Below are 16519 nucleotides of genomic sequence, written 5' to 3'. Positions count from 1 at the left end.
GGCTGAAACTGCTAACGTTTGCAACGACGTGGAACCCGCAGCCCATTATGGCCTTCAGGCCACTCCCCAGCGCTGGTTTGCGAAATTGCATCCGCGCGAAGACATCGAAACCACGGCTGCGGCCCTGCTTCTGGCCGCCACTGTCGACATCTCAGCCACACAACCAGGAAAAGCCCCATGAATAACTTGCATGGCAGCTGCTTGTGCAAAGCCATCGAATACGAACTTGATAGCCTCGACATGCCCATCAATCACTGCCACTGCCACACCTGCCGCAAGGCGCACGCAGCGGCATTCGCTTCAACGGCTGGGGTCATGCGTGAGCATTTTCGCTGGATAAAAGGACAGGACCGGCTAAGCACCTATGAGTCGTCGCCGGGCAAGCTTCGGCATTTCTGTTCGATCTGCGGATCGCATCTGATGGCGGAACGCTTGGTCCAACCCCATGTAATCGTTCGCGTGGCGACGCTCGACGATGATCCGAAAATGACCCCTCAAGTTCATATCTGGACATCCCACGACGTGTCCTGGCTTGAATATGAATCAAATGAGAAATGTCCTGAATGGCAAATATAGTTTTCCGGATATAGTCGGCTGGCGGCGCCCCGCTACCCTGCCCCCCAATCTTCCATCATCACAGCGAGCCCCCATGCCTCCACGTTTTCTCCTTGCATTGACACCACTGCTGTTCACCCCCCTTGCGCAGGCCATCGACTGCGCCAACGCCACCGACCAGACGACGATGAATCAGTGTGCGGCGCAGCAGAGCAAGACGGCCGATAAGGAGCTGAATGCGCTTTATCAACAGATCACCGCGCGATTGAAGGACAGCCCTGAGGCCAAAAAGTTACTGGTCGGCGCACAGCGTTCATGGATTGCGTTTCGCGATAACGAGTGCAAGTTCTCGGCGTCCGGGGTAGCGGGCGGCAGTATGTATCCGCTGATCTACAGCCATTGCACAACCGAGCTGACCAAGGCACGGGGCGAGGTGTTCAAGACTTACTTGAAATGCCAGGAAGGGGATTTGAGTTGTCCGGTGCCAGGGGCTTGATGCTGCACCTTGTGAGCTTCGATTTCTTGCCGCATATCAGCCACCAGCGATGCAATAGCGTGGGGGCTGTCCAGTGTCCATACCGGAACGTGGGTGGCCACCAGATCCACTTTTCCGGTCATGCAATCGCAGACCCGAATCGTCAGGGACTGGTCCGCCTCCAGGCTGCAAATACACACAGCGGGCAGAAACCATGCTCGATGATATTTTGAATTTCCAAGGTTGAAAGGAACATAGCTACCTCCCTCACACCAGATATGTGGCCGGGCAAATGCTCCGTCACTCACCCTTTCAACCTGAAAATTCTAGTCCTGAACAGCTGGTGTCTCAACATCGCAAACAGGTTGATTGTCGTCTTATCGACTCTCGCGGTTCGCCGCGGATCTATTTATGGAGAGCGTCCAGCATATGCCCAGTGTTCGCGGGTCTGTGCCGTGAAGCTGGATTGTTAGACGTGAGGGTCACCCGGCGCGTTGTTCGGCGCAGCGTATTGCGGCTTCAAATGACCGTTCTGATCGAGCAACCAGGCGTCCATGATTTGCCGCACCACGGGACCGGCGACGCGACCACCGGCTTCACCGTTTTCGATCATGACCGAGATGACAATCTTCGGATGTTCGGCCGGGGCGAATCCGACGAACAAGGCGTTGTCACGGTTGCGCTCCAGCGTTTTCGCGCGGTTGTAGCGTTCACCCTGTTTGATCGCCACCACTTGCGCGGTCCCGCTTTTGCCGGCGATGCGGTACTGGGCTCCCGCCGCCGCGGCTCGGGCAATCCCGCGCGCGTCGTGCATCACCATCTGCATGCCATGGTTGACCTGCTCCCAGTCACGCGGGTTCTTGAGGATGATATTGGGCATCGGATGCTCGTCCACCGGCGCTATGCCATCCACCGTTTTGGCCAGGTGTGGTCGGTTCCATACACCTTTGTTGGCGATCAACGCAGTGGCTTGGGCCAGTTGCAGGGGTGTGACCTGCATGTAGCCCTGTCCGATGCCGAGGATCACTGTCTCGCCAGGGAACCATGGTTGACGTCGAATCGTGCGCTTCCAGGCCTGAGATGGCATTAATCCCGCAGACTCTTCGAACATGTCCAGCGAGACCTTTTCGCCAAGACCGAACATCGCCATGTAGTCGTGCAAACGATCGATGCCCAGCTTGTGCGCTAGGTCGTAGAAATAGGTATCGTTGGAGCGCATGATCGCCGCATCCATGTCCACCCAACCATCGCCACTATGGTTCCAGTTACGGTACTTATGATCGAAATCCGGTAGCTGGTAATAACCCGGATCGAAGACACGGGTTTGCGCAGTGACCACCCCGGCGTCGAGGCCGGCAATCGCCACTTCCGGCTTGATGGTCGAACCGGGCGCGTAGAGACCACGCAGCACACGATTGAACAGCGGCCGGTCGATGGAATCGTGCAGCGCTGCGTATTCCTTGAAGCTGATGCCCGTCACAAACATGTTCGGGTCGAAGCTTGGCTTACTGACCATGGCCAGTACTTCACCGGTCGACGGGTCGAGAGCGACCACCGAGCCACGGCGATCGCCCAATGCCTGCTCGGCAGCTTCCTGAAGTTTGACGTCGAGGCTCAGTACGATATTTTTGCCGGGGACCGGATCGGTGTATTTGAGTACTCGCAGCACGCGGCCCTGGGCGTTGGTTTCGACTTCTTCATAACCCACATGGCCATGCAACTCGGACTCGTAGAACTTCTCGATGCCGGTCTTGCCGATGGATTGAGTACCACGGTATTCCACCGTATCCAGAGCTTTGGATTCTTTCTCGTTGATGCGGCCGACGTAGCCGATCGAGTGTGCGAAGTGTGCGCCCATCGGGTAGTGACGAACGAACTGTGGCTCTACGTCGATCCCTGGCAGACGGAATTCGTTGACTGCCAGCTCCGCAATCTGTTCTTCGCTGAGTTCGTAAAACAAGGTGACGGGCACGAAGGGGTGGCGAGCCTGCTTCATCGCCTTGTCGAACAGCGTGCGGTCTTCAGCTGGCAGGTGCAGAAGGCTGACCACGTCATCCAGTTCTTCTTTGACGTCGGAGGCGCGTTCACGGGTAATGATCAGGTTAAAACTGGGCCGATTGTCCGCTAGGACAATGCCATTGCGGTCATAAATCAATCCGCGGGTAGGGGGGATCGGCAATACGTGTACACGGTTGTTTTCCGAGATCGTCGAGTGGTAGTCGTGCTCGACCACCTGCAGGACATACAAGCGCACCACCAGCGCGCAGGTAATTGCGGCAACGAACAAGGCGCAGGCCATCAATCTTTTATTGACCAGGCGCGTCTCTTTTTCGTGATCCTTGATGGGTATTGGTTCAGGCATTTCTGCAGCAGCTCTTTGACTGTGGAGGGGGCGCCGATTCGTGGGCTTGAAATCAGTCGGTAAAAACGAGCTGCACCATACCAAAAACGGCGTGGTTACTTTAGCGCCCGTTCTACCGAAACTTCATGAACAATGCAGCCTGGTACAGCCATCACGGTACTTTCCTGCGGACAAAACAAAACCCCTACCTGCAGACGCAGATAGGGGTTTCGGAATTCAATCTTGACGATGACCTACTCTCACATGGGGAAACCCCACACTACCATCGGCGATGCATCGTTTCACTGCTGAGTTCGGGATGGGATCAGGTGGTTCCAATGCTCTATGGTCGTCAAGAAATTCGGGTACTGAGTCGTGACCAGCTGGCCTCGCTTCAGCAAATTGGGTATGTAATAGATTTGTGTGTTTGTTTCTCGAACTTTCGGTTCGTTGCGTCTTCACACACCGCAATCTGGCCTTTCGACGCAAATTGCTTGGGTGTTATATGGTCAAGCCTCACGGGCAATTAGTATTGGTTAGCTCAACGCCTCACAGCGCTTACACACCCAACCTATCAACGTCGTAGTCTTCGACGGCCCTTCAGGGGACTCAAGGTCCCAGTGAGATCTCATCTTGAGGCTAGTTTCCCGCTTAGATGCTTTCAGCGGTTATCTATTCCGAACATAGCTACCCGGCAATGCCACTGGCGTGACAACCGGAACACCAGAGGTTCGTCCACTCCGGTCCTCTCGTACTAGGAGCAGCCCCTCTCAAATCTCAAACGTCCACGGCAGATAGGGACCGAACTGTCTCACGACGTTCTAAACCCAGCTCGCGTACCACTTTAAATGGCGAACAGCCATACCCTTGGGACCGGCTTCAGCCCCAGGATGTGATGAGCCGACATCGAGGTGCCAAACACCGCCGTCGATATGAACTCTTGGGCGGTATCAGCCTGTTATCCCCGGAGTACCTTTTATCCGTTGAGCGATGGCCCTTCCATACAGAACCACCGGATCACTAAGACCTACTTTCGTACCTGCTCGACGTGTCTGTCTCGCAGTCAAGCGCGCTTTTGCCTTTATACTCTACGACCGATTTCCGACCGGTCTGAGCGCACCTTCGTACTCCTCCGTTACTCTTTAGGAGGAGACCGCCCCAGTCAAACTACCCACCATACACTGTCCTCGATCCGGATAACGGACCTGAGTTAGAACCTCAAAGTTGCCAGGGTGGTATTTCAAGGTTGGCTCCACGCGAACTGGCGTCCACGCTTCAAAGCCTCCCACCTATCCTACACAAGCAAATTCAAAGTCCAGTGCAAAGCTATAGTAAAGGTTCACGGGGTCTTTCCGTCTAGCCGCGGATACACTGCATCTTCACAGCGATTTCAATTTCACTGAGTCTCGGGTGGAGACAGCGCCGCCATCGTTACGCCATTCGTGCAGGTCGGAACTTACCCGACAAGGAATTTCGCTACCTTAGGACCGTTATAGTTACGGCCGCCGTTTACCGGGGCTTCGATCAAGAGCTTCGCGTTAGCTAACCCCATCAATTAACCTTCCGGCACCGGGCAGGCGTCACACCCTATACGTCCACTTTCGTGTTTGCAGAGTGCTGTGTTTTTAATAAACAGTCGCAGCGGCCTGGTATCTTCGACCGGCATGGGCTTACGCAGTAAATGCTTCACCCTCACCGGCGCACCTTCTCCCGAAGTTACGGTGCCATTTTGCCTAGTTCCTTCACCCGAGTTCTCTCAAGCGCCTTGGTATTCTCTACCCAACCACCTGTGTCGGTTTGGGGTACGGTTCCTGGTTACCTGAAGCTTAGAAGCTTTTCTTGGAAGCATGGCATCAACCACTTCGTGTTCTAAAAGAACACTCGTCATCAGCTCTCGGCCTTAGAATCCCGGATTTACCTAAGATTCCAGCCTACCACCTTAAACTTGGACAACCAACGCCAAGCTGGCCTAGCCTTCTCCGTCCCTCCATCGCAATAACCAGAAGTACAGGAATATTAACCTGTTTTCCATCGACTACGCTTTTCAGCCTCGCCTTAGGGACCGACTAACCCTGCGTCGATTAACGTTGCGCAGGAAACCTTGGTCTTTCGGCGTGGGTGTTTTTCACACCCATTGTCGTTACTCATGTCAGCATTCGCACTTCTGATACCTCCAGCAAGCTTCTCAACTCACCTTCACAGGCTTACAGAACGCTCCTCTACCGCATCACCTAAGTGATACCCGTAGCTTCGGTGTATGGTTTGAGCCCCGTTACATCTTCCGCGCAGGCCGACTCGACTAGTGAGCTATTACGCTTTCTTTAAAGGGTGGCTGCTTCTAAGCCAACCTCCTAGCTGTCTAAGCCTTCCCACATCGTTTCCCACTTAACCATAACTTTGGGACCTTAGCTGACGGTCTGGGTTGTTTCCCTTTTCACGACGGACGTTAGCACCCGCCGTGTGTCTCCCATGCTCGGCACTTGTAGGTATTCGGAGTTTGCATCGGTTTGGTAAGTCGGGATGACCCCCTAGCCGAAACAGTGCTCTACCCCCTACAGTGATACATGAGGCGCTACCTAAATAGCTTTCGAGGAGAACCAGCTATCTCCGAGCTTGATTAGCCTTTCACTCCGATCCACAGGTCATCCGCTAACTTTTCAACGGTAGTCGGTTCGGTCCTCCAGTTAGTGTTACCCAACCTTCAACCTGCCCATGGATAGATCGCCCGGTTTCGGGTCTATTCCCAGCGACTAGACGCCCTATTAAGACTCGCTTTCGCTACGCCTCCCCTATTCGGTTAAGCTCGCCACTGAAAATAAGTCGCTGACCCATTATACAAAAGGTACGCAGTCACCCAACAAAGTGGGCTCCCACTGCTTGTACGCATACGGTTTCAGGATCTATTTCACTCCCCTCTCCGGGGTTCTTTTCGCCTTTCCCTCACGGTACTAGTTCACTATCGGTCAGTCAGTAGTATTTAGCCTTGGAGGATGGTCCCCCCATATTCAGACAAAGTTTCTCGTGCTCCGTCCTACTCGATTTCATGACTAAGAGATTTTCGCGTACAGGGCTATCACCCACTATGGCCGCACTTTCCAGAGCGTTCCGCTAATCTCAAAGCCACTTAAGGGCTAGTCCCCGTTCGCTCGCCACTACTAAGGGAATCTCGGTTGATTTCTTTTCCTCAGGGTACTTAGATGTTTCAGTTCCCCTGGTTCGCTTCTTAAGCCTATGTATTCAGCTTAAGATACCTAACTTATGTTAGGTGGGTTCCCCCATTCAGACATCTCCGGATCAAAGTCTGTTTGCCGACTCCCCGAAGCTTTTCGCAGGCTACCACGTCTTTCATCGCCTCTGACTGCCAAGGCATCCACCGTATGCGCTTCTTCACTTGACCATATAACCCCAAGCAATCTGGTTATACTGTGAAGACGACATTCGCCGAAAATTCGCGATTAAACTCACAAATTTTACCTTAGCCTGAACAACACCAGTGAAAGTGCCATCCAGTCTATCTTTCTATCACATACCCAAATTTTTAAAGAACGATCTAATCAAAGACTAGAAATCAACATTCAACACCGTCTTGGTGGAATGCTCATTTCTAAGCTTTCAACAAACAGAAGCAGTAGTGGTGGAGCCAAACGGGATCGAACCGTTGACCTCCTGCGTGCAAGGCAGGCGCTCTCCCAGCTGAGCTATGGCCCCGTATTTCTACAGGCGTTTCCCACACAAAATTGGTGGGTCTGGGCAGATTCGAACTGCCGACCTCACCCTTATCAGGGGTGCGCTCTAACCAACTGAGCTACAGACCCAATTTCGGGCTGCTTCTTATCGTCTTCTTCAATGAATCAAGCAATTCGTGTGGGAACTTATGGAGCAGCTGATGTCGTCGATTAAGGAGGTGATCCAGCCGCAGGTTCCCCTACGGCTACCTTGTTACGACTTCACCCCAGTCATGAATCACACCGTGGTAACCGTCCTCCCGAAGGTTAGACTAGCTACTTCTGGTGCAACCCACTCCCATGGTGTGACGGGCGGTGTGTACAAGGCCCGGGAACGTATTCACCGCGACATTCTGATTCGCGATTACTAGCGATTCCGACTTCACGCAGTCGAGTTGCAGACTGCGATCCGGACTACGATCGGTTTTATGGGATTAGCTCCACCTCGCGGCTTGGCAACCCTCTGTACCGACCATTGTAGCACGTGTGTAGCCCAGGCCGTAAGGGCCATGATGACTTGACGTCATCCCCACCTTCCTCCGGTTTGTCACCGGCAGTCTCCTTAGAGTGCCCACCATGACGTGCTGGTAACTAAGGACAAGGGTTGCGCTCGTTACGGGACTTAACCCAACATCTCACGACACGAGCTGACGACAGCCATGCAGCACCTGTCTCAATGTTCCCGAAGGCACCCTTCCATCTCTGGAAAGTTCATTGGATGTCAAGGCCTGGTAAGGTTCTTCGCGTTGCTTCGAATTAAACCACATGCTCCACCGCTTGTGCGGGCCCCCGTCAATTCATTTGAGTTTTAACCTTGCGGCCGTACTCCCCAGGCGGTCAACTTAATGCGTTAGCTGCGCCACTAAGAGCTCAAGGCTCCCAACGGCTAGTTGACATCGTTTACGGCGTGGACTACCAGGGTATCTAATCCTGTTTGCTCCCCACGCTTTCGCACCTCAGTGTCAGTATCAGTCCAGGTGGTCGCCTTCGCCACTGGTGTTCCTTCCTATATCTACGCATTTCACCGCTACACAGGAAATTCCACCACCCTCTACCATACTCTAGCTCGTCAGTTTTGAATGCAGTTCCCAGGTTGAGCCCGGGGATTTCACATCCAACTTAACGAACCACCTACGCGCGCTTTACGCCCAGTAATTCCGATTAACGCTTGCACCCTCTGTATTACCGCGGCTGCTGGCACAGAGTTAGCCGGTGCTTATTCTGTCGGTAACGTCAAAACAATTACGTATTAGGTAACTGCCCTTCCTCCCAACTTAAAGTGCTTTACAATCCGAAGACCTTCTTCACACACGCGGCATGGCTGGATCAGGCTTTCGCCCATTGTCCAATATTCCCCACTGCTGCCTCCCGTAGGAGTCTGGACCGTGTCTCAGTTCCAGTGTGACTGATCATCCTCTCAGACCAGTTACGGATCGTCGCCTTGGTGAGCCATTACCTCACCAACTAGCTAATCCGACCTAGGCTCATCTGATAGCGCAAGGCCCGAAGGTCCCCTGCTTTCTCCCGTAGGACGTATGCGGTATTAGCGTCCGTTTCCGAGCGTTATCCCCCACTACCAGGCAGATTCCTAGGCATTACTCACCCGTCCGCCGCTCTCAAGAGGTGCAAGCACCTCTCTACCGCTCGACTTGCATGTGTTAGGCCTGCCGCCAGCGTTCAATCTGAGCCATGATCAAACTCTTCAGTTCAAACATCTTTGGGTTTTTAAGAAACCCTAAACTTGGCTCAGCAATCGTTGGTTACATCTTTGATTTCTCGCGGAGTAACTTGTGATGCTGATAATCTTGTTGACTATCAGTCTGACTCCACAAGCACCCACACGAATTGCTTGATTCAGTTGTTAAAGAGCGGTTGGTTAAGATCTTTCGTCTCAACCGAGGCGCGCATTCTACAGCAGCCTCTGTTGCTGTCAAGCGGTTATTTTCAGAAGTTTTCAAGGTTTTCCTTAACAACTTCAACCACTTGCGCTTTCGATCTCTCGTTAGCGGGAGGCGAATTCTACAGCGTTACTCGCTGCTGTCAACACCTCTTTTTTCCGCTTTCGACCGAGAAGATCGAACCGTCAAAAGAGCCAAACAACACCGCCCTTTCAACTCCTTCTGGCTTCGATGAACTGAAGCGTAACCACTGTCGAAAACTGCGTAACTCTTTGTTTACCAAGGAGTTTTTCCGTTTCGACTGCGCCGGAAGTGGGGCGAATTATAGGCTTTCAGAATCTGCCGTCAACCCCTGATTTTGTTTTTCTATCAGGCCTTCAAAAATCCCCGCTTATAATAGACGCGCCCGCGACGAATGCGCAGTATATTGCCCATCACATAAAATAATACTTTCGCTTGCCACTTCGGACGATGCCACGCAATGAATGACCACCCCCGCAGCCTTGCCTCGACTTTGTTCTCGGTTGGCCTGCTCTTGATAGCCATGGCATCGATCCAGTCCGGAGCCTCCCTGGCCAAAAGCATGTTTCCAGTTATCGGTGCTCAAGGAACGACCACCCTGCGACTGATCTTTGCCAGTGTGATCATGCTGCTTCTATTGCGCCCATGGCGGGCGAAGCTCACCGCAAAATCCCTGCGCACCGTTATCGTCTACGGAATGGCACTGGGCGGCATGAACTTCCTCTTCTATATGTCCTTGCGCACTGTCCCTCTGGGTATCGCCGTAGCCCTGGAGTTCACCGGCCCATTGGCAGTCGCTATTTATGCCTCACGTCGAGCGATCGACTTTCTATGGATCGCTCTGGCAGCCGTAGGTTTACTGCTATTGATTCCGACAGGCGCCGCGGGCACAGGCATCGATCTGATCGGCGCAGGTTATGCCCTCGGTGCGGGTGTTTGCTGGGCGTTGTACATCTTGTTCGGTCAGAAGGCCGGTGCTGATAACGGGGTTCAAACCGCCGCCTTGGGCGTAATAATTGCCGCTTTGTTCGTAGCCCCCATCGGCATTGTCCACGCTGGCGCCGCGTTGTTGACACCCTCGTTGATTCCCGTGGCTATTGGAGTCGCCATTCTGTCCACCGCCCTGCCCTATACCCTGGAGATGGTCGCCCTCACACGGATTCCAGCCCGAACCTTCGGCACGTTGATGAGCATCGAACCGGCGTTCGGCGCACTGTCTGGTCTGTTGTTCCTCCAGGAATACCTTTCCCTGTCACAGTGGATGGCTATCCTGTGCATCATTCTGGCTTCCGTCGGCGCGACCATGACCATGGGAAGTACCGCCAAGCCTGTGGTTGCAGCGGATTGAAACGAGATTGAGGAAGGTCTGGTATTTGTCGATCAATTAGGCCATGTTTAGGCTAGGTAACTCGGTGTCAGACATGGATTTTTTCAGATAGGGATATCAGAACGCTTCAAGCAAAAGCGAATGCAGGCAGACCCAGGCACAGATCCGGGGCCGCTATTAAGGACAGCAATGAAACGAATGTTGATACTGATCGCCGTACTTGCAACTGCGGGTTGTGCGGCCACCTCGAAACCTCACATGAAACACGGCAAGAAAGGACTGCATATCAACTGTTCGGGACTCTCGTCCTCTTGGGACAAGTGCTACACCAGCGCCGCCAATTCATGCGCGCCCAAGGGTTACAAGGTCATCGCCAAGTCAGGGGATGCGGTGGAAGAACCCGGAGACTATCCGTTTGGCCTCAACCCGGCGGGCTATACCAGCCGCAGCATGATTGTCATCTGCAAGTAACCCTCCCCTTCTATCCCTCTTCTATCGGGTTTGTGTACTGATCAGGGGCAGCTGGACTTCGTCCGTGAAGCCCTGCGTGCACAATAGCCAGCGCCTGTGGAGTGCTCCGGGCGCTGGAACCAGCGCCTGAACTCAAACCGCTCAAATAGCCGCGGTTCGGGTGTTCAACCATTCGAGGGCCGCACCGTCGAGCAACGGGCTCAAGCGTTCCCGCACTTCGGCGTGATAGCCGTTGAACCACTGCTTCTCATCTTCGGTCAGCAGCGACGGTTCCAGACAACGGGTGTCGATCGGGCACAGGGTCAGGGTTTCGAATTTCAGGAACTCACCGAATTCGCTTTTGCCCGCCTCGCGGTTCAATACCAGATTCTCGATCCGCACACCCCAGCGACCCGGGCGGTAAGTGCCCGGTTCGATCGACGTGATCATCCCCGGCTGCATCGCGGTTTGCGGTGCCGCCGCGGCCTGATAGGCGATGACTTGCGGGCCTTCGTGAACATTGAGGAAGTAGCCGACGCCATGACCGGTGCCGTGACCGTAGTCGACGCTTTCGGCCCAGATCGGGGCTCGGGCAATAGCGTCCAGCAACGGCGACAGAATGCCTCGTGGGAATTGGGCACGCGAGAGTGCAATCACGCCTTTGAGCACGCGGGTGCAATCGCGCTTCTGCTCGTCAGTCGGCGCACCCACCGGCACCATTCGGGTGATGTCAGTGGTGCCGCCCAGGTATTGGCCGCCGGAGTCGATCAACAACAGACCGTCACCCTCGATCACCGCATGTTCCTCTTCGGTGGCGTGGTAGTGCGGCATGGCGCCGTTGGCATTGAACGCCGCAATGGTGTTGAAGCTTAGAGACACATAATCCGGACGCCGGGTTCGTGCAGCGGTCAGGTGTTCGTCGATGGTCAGTTCGGTAATGCGCTCACGCCCCAACGCCGCTTCCAGCCAGGCGAAGAATTCGCACAGCGCCGCGCCATCCTGTTCCATGGCCCGACGAATGTGCTCGGCATCGGCCAGGCTTTTCTGCGACTTGGCCAGAGTAGTCGGGTTCAGGCCTTCGAGCAGTTTCACGCCGCTGTTCAGGTTATCCAGCAAACCGGCCGTGACTCGCGCCGGATCGACTTGCAGGCTCTCGCCACTCGGCACGGCACGCAAGGCGGTGGCCACTTCGCTGTAATCGCGCAGGGTCACGCCGTCCTGTTCAAGAATGGCGCGCAACTCGGCGCTCACTTTACTAAGGGCCACGAACAAGGTGGCCTGCTGCTGGCTGATCAGGGCGAAGGACACGAACACCGGGTTGAACGACACATCGCCGCCGCGCAGGTTGAACAGCCAGGCGATGTCATCGAGGGTGGCGATGAAGTGCCAGTCGGCACCGCGCTCTTTCAGCACCTCACGCAGTTTGGCGAGTTTTTCGCCACGGCTGACCGTCGCCTGAGGCGGCAAATGTTGATAGATCGGCTCGTTCGGCAGACTTGGACGATCACTCCAGACTTCACTCAGCAGGTCGATGTCGGTGCGCAGACGTGCGCCGCGCTCTTCGAGTTTGCTGCTCAAAGTACGCGCGGAGGCCACGGCCATCACCGCACCATCGACTGCGACGACACCGCCTTCAGGGGTTTGCTCGGCCAGCCAATCGAGCGGGCCGGGTTGACCCGGTTGCAGCTTGACCAGTTCGATGCCGCTGCCCTTGAGCTCCTTGCTCGCTTGTTCCCAATAGCGGCTGTCGGCCCAGACGCCGGCAAAATCCGGCGTGACAATCAGCGTGCCCACCGAGCCATGAAAACCCGACAGCCACTGCCGTCCCTGCCAATAGCCCGGCAGGTATTCCGACAGGTGCGGGTCCGCTGACGGCACCAGCAGAGCATGAATGCCCTCCCGGCTCATCAGCTCGCGGGTTTGCGCCAGGCGCTGGGGTACCAATCCATTGGTCAAAGGCTGTGTACTCATCGTGTCTCCTGCGAACCACTCATCATTATTATTCGGTGCCGATCAGAGTCGGCGCTTAAGGACCTGTCGCCCAGAATGCCGGAGCACTGGCGCAAGTTGCTTTAATCAGGTGTACCGCTTGATCGATATCCTGTTCGGTGGTGAAACGCCCCAGGCTCAAGCGAATGGTGCGACTGGCCGAGCGTGCGTCATGCCCCAGGGCCAGCAGCACATGGGACGGCGCATTGCTGGCGGAATTACAGGCCGAGGTCGCGGAAAACGCGATCGAGGTACTCAACGCCGCGGAACTGAATTCGCCTTCGTTGAAAGTCAGGCTCAGGGTATGGGGAATGCGCTGGGTCGGGCTGCCATTGAGGCGCACACCCGGAATGTTCAGCAGCGGCTCGAGCAAGCGCTCACGCAGACGCGTAATGGTGGCTTTTTCTTCATTGAACAATTGCGCCGCCAATGCGAAGGCCATTCCCATTGCGGCAATCTGGTGCGTCGCCAGAGTGCCGGAACGTAAACCTCCTTCGTGACCACCTCCGTGGATCTGCGCCTGCAGACGCGGCTGCGCACGAGGACCGACATACAGCGCGCCGATGCCTTTGGGACCGTAGACCTTGTGCGCCGAGAACGACATCAAATCCACCGGCCACCGGGCCAGATCGATCGCCACTTTGCCCGCGCCCTGGGCCGCATCGACATGGAACAACGCATCGCGATCACGCACCACTTGGCCGATGGCCGGGATATCGTTGACGGTGCCCAGTTCGTTATTGACCAGCATCAATGACACCAGAAAGGTGTCCTCGCGCATCGCTTCGCTGACCGCTTGCGGGGTAATCAGGCCTTCGGCATCGGGCACCAGATACGTCACCGCAACGCCTGCATCCTGCAATTGTTTTGCAGTGTCGAGAATCGCTTTGTGTTCGATCTGGCTGGTGATGATGTGGCCGCCGGATACACCGCGGGCCTGGGCCACGCCCTTGAGGGCAAGGTTGTTGGATTCGGTGGCGCCGGAAGTCCAGACAATCTGCTCCGCCAGGGCGCCCACCAATCCGGCGACCTGGCGCCGTGCCTGCTCGACCGATTGTCGGGCCTGTTGGCCGAAGGCATGGGAGCTGGACGCTGGATTGCCGAAGTTACCGGTGAAACCCAAACACTCGACCATGACCTTGATGACCCGCTCATCCACCGGCGTGGTGGCGGCGTAGTCGAAATACAACGGACGTTTATTCATAAAAGACTCGCAGAGCGTGTTCCGGGATCAGGAAGCTCGTCACTGGAAGTTTCAAAGCGCCGCCTCATGAGCGATGCCGAATTTTCAGAACGCCAGCAATACCTGACCGGAGGCCATTAAAGAAGAACAACTTCATTTAAAAGTGCGTAGGAACGCTCCTGAAGTCGAGCTTAACAGGCATCGGGCCACCGGATGAAGCAATGCGTCAGCTAAAGCTTTCGAGCAATAACGGATACAGCGAAGCCACCAACAACAAGGCCATGCCCCAGTTGAACAGCCGCAACCAGCGGCGATCGCGCAACACATTGCGCAACAGTGTGCCGCAACCGGCCCACACACTGACACTTGGCAGGTTGATCAAGGCGAAGACCGCGGCAATCACAATCACATTGGTGAAATAGCCCTGCATCGGTGTGTAGGTGCTGATGGCACCGATGGCCATGATCCAGGCCTTGGGATTGACCCATTGAAAGGCTGCCGCGCCCAAATAACTGATCGGCTTGCCCTCACCCTGTTCATCCTCGGCCACTGGCCCGGAATGAGCAATCTTCCACGCCAGGTACAGCAAATACGCCGCGCCGACATAGCGCAACGTCGTGTAAAGCAATGGATAGGTTTGAAACACCGCGCCCAGGCCAAACCCGACAGCGACCACCAGTACGAAGAAGCCGCAGGTGACGCCCAGCATGTGGGGAATGGTGCGGTTAAAGCCGAAATTCACCCCCGAGGCCAACAACATGGTGTTGTTCGGGCCAGGAGTAATCGAGGTGACAAGGGCAAACAGGGCAAAGCCCAGCAGCAGGTCGAGCGAGAGGGTCATGAAGGCAGTCCATCAAGGTCAGTCAAGTATTGACCCTATCGCACGCCTTGACGGAAACCCACGGACAGTTGTGTGAAAGTTCGAGCAGTACAGTCGTCGTTCAGCTTGGGCGACCGTGCAGCTGTATCGAACGTTCGGCGTTCATCTCGCCGTGTTTGTCGAAACTGAACGATTTTGGCGGCTGCCCGAGCAATTCAGCTTTCTTCGCATGGTACTCGTCAAAGGACAAACCGCGACGATTCAGGGCCTCCAGCGCCAGCTCCCGGGTTTCCTCAGCGGTGTAGGGCCGCAATTCCGGTGAAACATGGCTGGCACATCCGGCAAGAACGGAGACGGCGAGTAACAAGAAAGTGGCGAGTAGAGATTTCATTTCGGACGTCCGCAGAAGCTGGGTTCGGGGCAATGAACACAGGCTACCCGCGTGCCCTGAAGGGCAGAAATCAATGGACTCGATAGTGGGTATTGGATGAACGGATCGCCTCCGCATATTCCACAAATGCATATAAATATTATTTATATATCTTTTGCGGAATAACAGACAACCCTTATAAGCAACTCATGCGTCCATTCATAGCTTTCAACTCGTGGAACCTTTCCCATGCAATTGCTGACCTTACCGTCTTCGCCTGCCTTGGCCATCTCGATACGCGCCACGGCGCAGGTGTTCGAAGACCCTAAATCCCAGGCCCTGCTCGCGCACTTGCAGCAGGTCGCGCCGAGTGAAGCCAGCGTGCTGATTATCGGGGAAACCGGCACCGGCAAGGAACTGGTGGCGCGGCATGTCCACAATCTCAGCGCCCGTTGTAACCGCCCGTTCGTGGCGGTTAACTGCGGCGCTTTCTCCGAATCGTTGGTGGAGGCTGAGCTGTTCGGCCATGAAAAAGGCGCCTTCACCGGCGCGCTGAATGCCAAGGCCGGTTGGTTCGAAGAGGCCGATGGCGGTACCTTGTTTCTTGATGAAATCGGCGATTTGCCAATGGCAATTCAGGTGAAACTGCTGCGGGTGTTGCAGGAGCGCGAAGTGGTGCGGCTGGGATCGCGCAAGAGTATTCCTATCGATGTGCGAGTGCTGGCGGCGACCAACGTGCAACTGGAAAAAGCCATCAACGCCGGGCACTTTCGCGAAGACCTGTACTACCGCCTCGACGTGGTCAGCCTGGAACTGAGCCCGCTGCGCGAACGTCCCGGCGATATCCTCCCGCTGACCCGGCATTTTATCGATGTCTACAGCCAGCGCCTGGGTTACGGCAGCATCACCCTCAGCAGAGAGGCCGAACACAAACTGCGCAGTTACAGCTGGCCGGGCAACATCCGAGAACTGGAAAATGTCATCCACCACACCCTGCTGATCTGCCGCAACGGTGTGATCGAGCGTGATGATTTACGCCTGTCGAACATGCGCATAGAACGTCAGGACGACCATCACAGCGGTGTCGACGACTCATCGCAAGCCTTGCTCGATAGAGCCTTTCAAAAACTCTTCGAAGAACAGGCCGGCGCGCTGCACGAGAAAGTCGAAGATGCGTTGTTGCGGGCAGCCTATCGTTTCAGCCACTACAACCAGGTGCACACTGCCGCCCTGCTGGGGCTGAGCCGCAATGTGACGCGCACTCGGCTGATCAGGATCGGCGAACTGGCGGTGAACAAACGCCGACCGACGGAAAACCTGAAGGGCGAGCGTTTGATGCAGTTGTCGATCTAGCCGATCGCGATG

The 16519-nt window shown here is 55.4% G+C and carries 10 protein-coding genes, 2 tRNA genes, 3 rRNA genes and 1 pseudogene; 5 read left to right on the top strand and 11 right to left on the bottom strand.

What is annotated here, in order from left to right:
• Window positions 1–177: 177 nt before the first annotated feature.
• Window positions 178–576 carry a GFA family protein gene (locus LOY56_RS08125; protein WP_258620948.1) on the top strand — a complete coding sequence of 133 codons (399 nt, stop codon included), beginning with the start codon at window positions 178–180 and terminating at the stop codon, window positions 574–576.
• Window positions 577–649: 73 nt separating this feature from the next.
• Window positions 650–1051, top strand: coding sequence for a lysozyme inhibitor LprI family protein (locus LOY56_RS08120; RefSeq protein ID WP_258620947.1), 402 nt, complete (start codon window positions 650–652; stop codon window positions 1049–1051).
• Here the strand turns inward: LOY56_RS08120 and LOY56_RS08115 are convergent.
• The 7 genes and pseudogenes from LOY56_RS08115 to LOY56_RS08085 all read right to left on the bottom strand — a co-directional run bounded on the left by LOY56_RS08115 (window position 1000) and on the right by LOY56_RS08085 (window position 8805).
• Window positions 1000–1286 (bottom strand): annotated as a pseudogene (locus LOY56_RS08115) (DUF1652 domain-containing protein). The gene LOY56_RS08120 and the pseudogene LOY56_RS08115 overlap by 52 nt on opposite strands.
• Before the next feature lie 213 nt (window positions 1287–1499).
• Window positions 1500–3392, bottom strand: a complete 1893-nt coding sequence (gene mrdA, locus LOY56_RS08110) for a penicillin-binding protein 2 (RefSeq protein ID WP_258620946.1) — start codon at window positions 3390–3392, stop codon at window positions 1500–1502.
• A 220-nt stretch (window positions 3393–3612) separates the two neighbouring features.
• Window positions 3613–3728 (bottom strand): 5S ribosomal RNA (gene rrf, locus LOY56_RS08105).
• A 148-nt stretch (window positions 3729–3876) separates the two neighbouring features.
• Window positions 3877–6768: ribosomal RNA gene (locus LOY56_RS08100) — 23S ribosomal RNA — on the bottom strand.
• A gap of 235 nt (window positions 6769–7003) precedes the next feature.
• Window positions 7004–7079 (bottom strand) — tRNA-Ala (locus LOY56_RS08095).
• Window positions 7080–7109: 30 nt separating this feature from the next.
• Window positions 7110–7186, bottom strand: a tRNA-Ile gene (locus LOY56_RS08090).
• A gap of 82 nt (window positions 7187–7268) precedes the next feature.
• Window positions 7269–8805 (bottom strand): 16S ribosomal RNA (locus LOY56_RS08085).
• The 16S, 23S and 5S rRNA genes sit together here with 2 tRNA genes alongside, the layout of an rRNA operon.
• A gap of 670 nt (window positions 8806–9475) precedes the next feature.
• On the opposite strand from LOY56_RS08085, the gene rhtA reads away from it, so the two are divergent.
• Window positions 9476–10363 (top strand): threonine/homoserine exporter RhtA, encoded by an 888-nt coding sequence (gene rhtA, locus LOY56_RS08080; protein WP_258620945.1) that lies wholly within the window; start codon window positions 9476–9478, stop codon window positions 10361–10363.
• A 168-nt stretch (window positions 10364–10531) separates the two neighbouring features.
• Window positions 10532–10813, top strand: a complete 282-nt coding sequence (locus tag LOY56_RS08075; protein WP_258620943.1) for a hypothetical protein — start codon at window positions 10532–10534, stop codon at window positions 10811–10813.
• A 141-nt stretch (window positions 10814–10954) separates the two neighbouring features.
• Here LOY56_RS08075 and LOY56_RS08070 read toward each other — a convergent pair whose 3' ends face one another.
• The 4 genes from LOY56_RS08070 to LOY56_RS08055 form a co-directional block, all read right to left on the bottom strand.
• Window positions 10955–12763 (bottom strand): aminopeptidase P family protein, encoded by a 1809-nt coding sequence (locus LOY56_RS08070; RefSeq protein ID WP_258620941.1) that lies wholly within the window; start codon window positions 12761–12763, stop codon window positions 10955–10957.
• 55 nt (window positions 12764–12818) lie between these two features.
• Entirely contained in the window at window positions 12819–13985 is a 1167-nt protein-coding gene (locus tag LOY56_RS08065) for a cysteine desulfurase family protein (protein WP_258620939.1), read from the bottom strand.
• 205 nt (window positions 13986–14190) lie between these two features.
• On the bottom strand, window positions 14191–14805 hold the full coding sequence (locus LOY56_RS08060; RefSeq protein ID WP_258620938.1) for a LysE family translocator: 615 nt from the start codon (window positions 14803–14805) through the stop codon (window positions 14191–14193).
• A gap of 100 nt (window positions 14806–14905) precedes the next feature.
• Complete coding sequence (locus tag LOY56_RS08055; RefSeq protein WP_258620937.1) at window positions 14906–15175, bottom strand: hypothetical protein; 270 nt, start codon at window positions 15173–15175, stop codon at window positions 14906–14908.
• 228 nt (window positions 15176–15403) lie between these two features.
• Here LOY56_RS08055 and LOY56_RS08050 point away from each other — a divergent pair, with 228 nt between their 5' ends.
• Window positions 15404–16507, top strand: coding sequence for a sigma-54-dependent Fis family transcriptional regulator (locus LOY56_RS08050; protein WP_258620936.1), 1104 nt, complete (start codon window positions 15404–15406; stop codon window positions 16505–16507).
• Window positions 16508–16519: the final 12 nt, after the last annotated feature.

Origin of the sequence: Pseudomonas sp. B21-048 (assembly GCF_024748615.1) — a bacterium.
Taxonomy (GTDB): Bacteria; Pseudomonadota; Gammaproteobacteria; order Pseudomonadales; family Pseudomonadaceae; genus Aquipseudomonas.
The sequence above is the reverse complement of the archived record's forward strand: the minus strand, read 5'-3'. Positions and strand labels throughout refer to the sequence as shown.

What these genes read in the sequence shown, in the direction of transcription:
- LOY56_RS08125 (WP_258620948.1), top strand. Translation starts at nt 178, where the DNA reads ATGAATAACTTGCATGGCAGCTGCTTGTGCAAAGCCATCGAATACGAA.
- LOY56_RS08120 (WP_258620947.1), top strand. Translation starts at nt 650, where the DNA reads ATGCCTCCACGTTTTCTCCTTGCATTGACACCACTGCTGTTCACCCCC.
- mrdA (WP_258620946.1), bottom strand. Translation starts at nt 3,392, where the DNA reads ATGCCTGAACCAATACCCATCAAGGATCACGAAAAAGAGACGCGCCTG.
- rhtA (WP_258620945.1), top strand. Translation starts at nt 9,476, where the DNA reads ATGAATGACCACCCCCGCAGCCTTGCCTCGACTTTGTTCTCGGTTGGC.
- LOY56_RS08075 (WP_258620943.1), top strand. Translation starts at nt 10,532, where the DNA reads ATGAAACGAATGTTGATACTGATCGCCGTACTTGCAACTGCGGGTTGT.
- LOY56_RS08070 (WP_258620941.1), bottom strand. Translation starts at nt 12,763, where the DNA reads ATGAGTACACAGCCTTTGACCAATGGATTGGTACCCCAGCGCCTGGCG.
- LOY56_RS08065 (WP_258620939.1), bottom strand. Translation starts at nt 13,985, where the DNA reads ATGAATAAACGTCCGTTGTATTTCGACTACGCCGCCACCACGCCGGTG.
- LOY56_RS08060 (WP_258620938.1), bottom strand. Translation starts at nt 14,805, where the DNA reads ATGACCCTCTCGCTCGACCTGCTGCTGGGCTTTGCCCTGTTTGCCCTT.
- LOY56_RS08055 (WP_258620937.1), bottom strand. Translation starts at nt 15,175, where the DNA reads ATGAAATCTCTACTCGCCACTTTCTTGTTACTCGCCGTCTCCGTTCTT.
- LOY56_RS08050 (WP_258620936.1), top strand. Translation starts at nt 15,404, where the DNA reads ATGCAATTGCTGACCTTACCGTCTTCGCCTGCCTTGGCCATCTCGATA.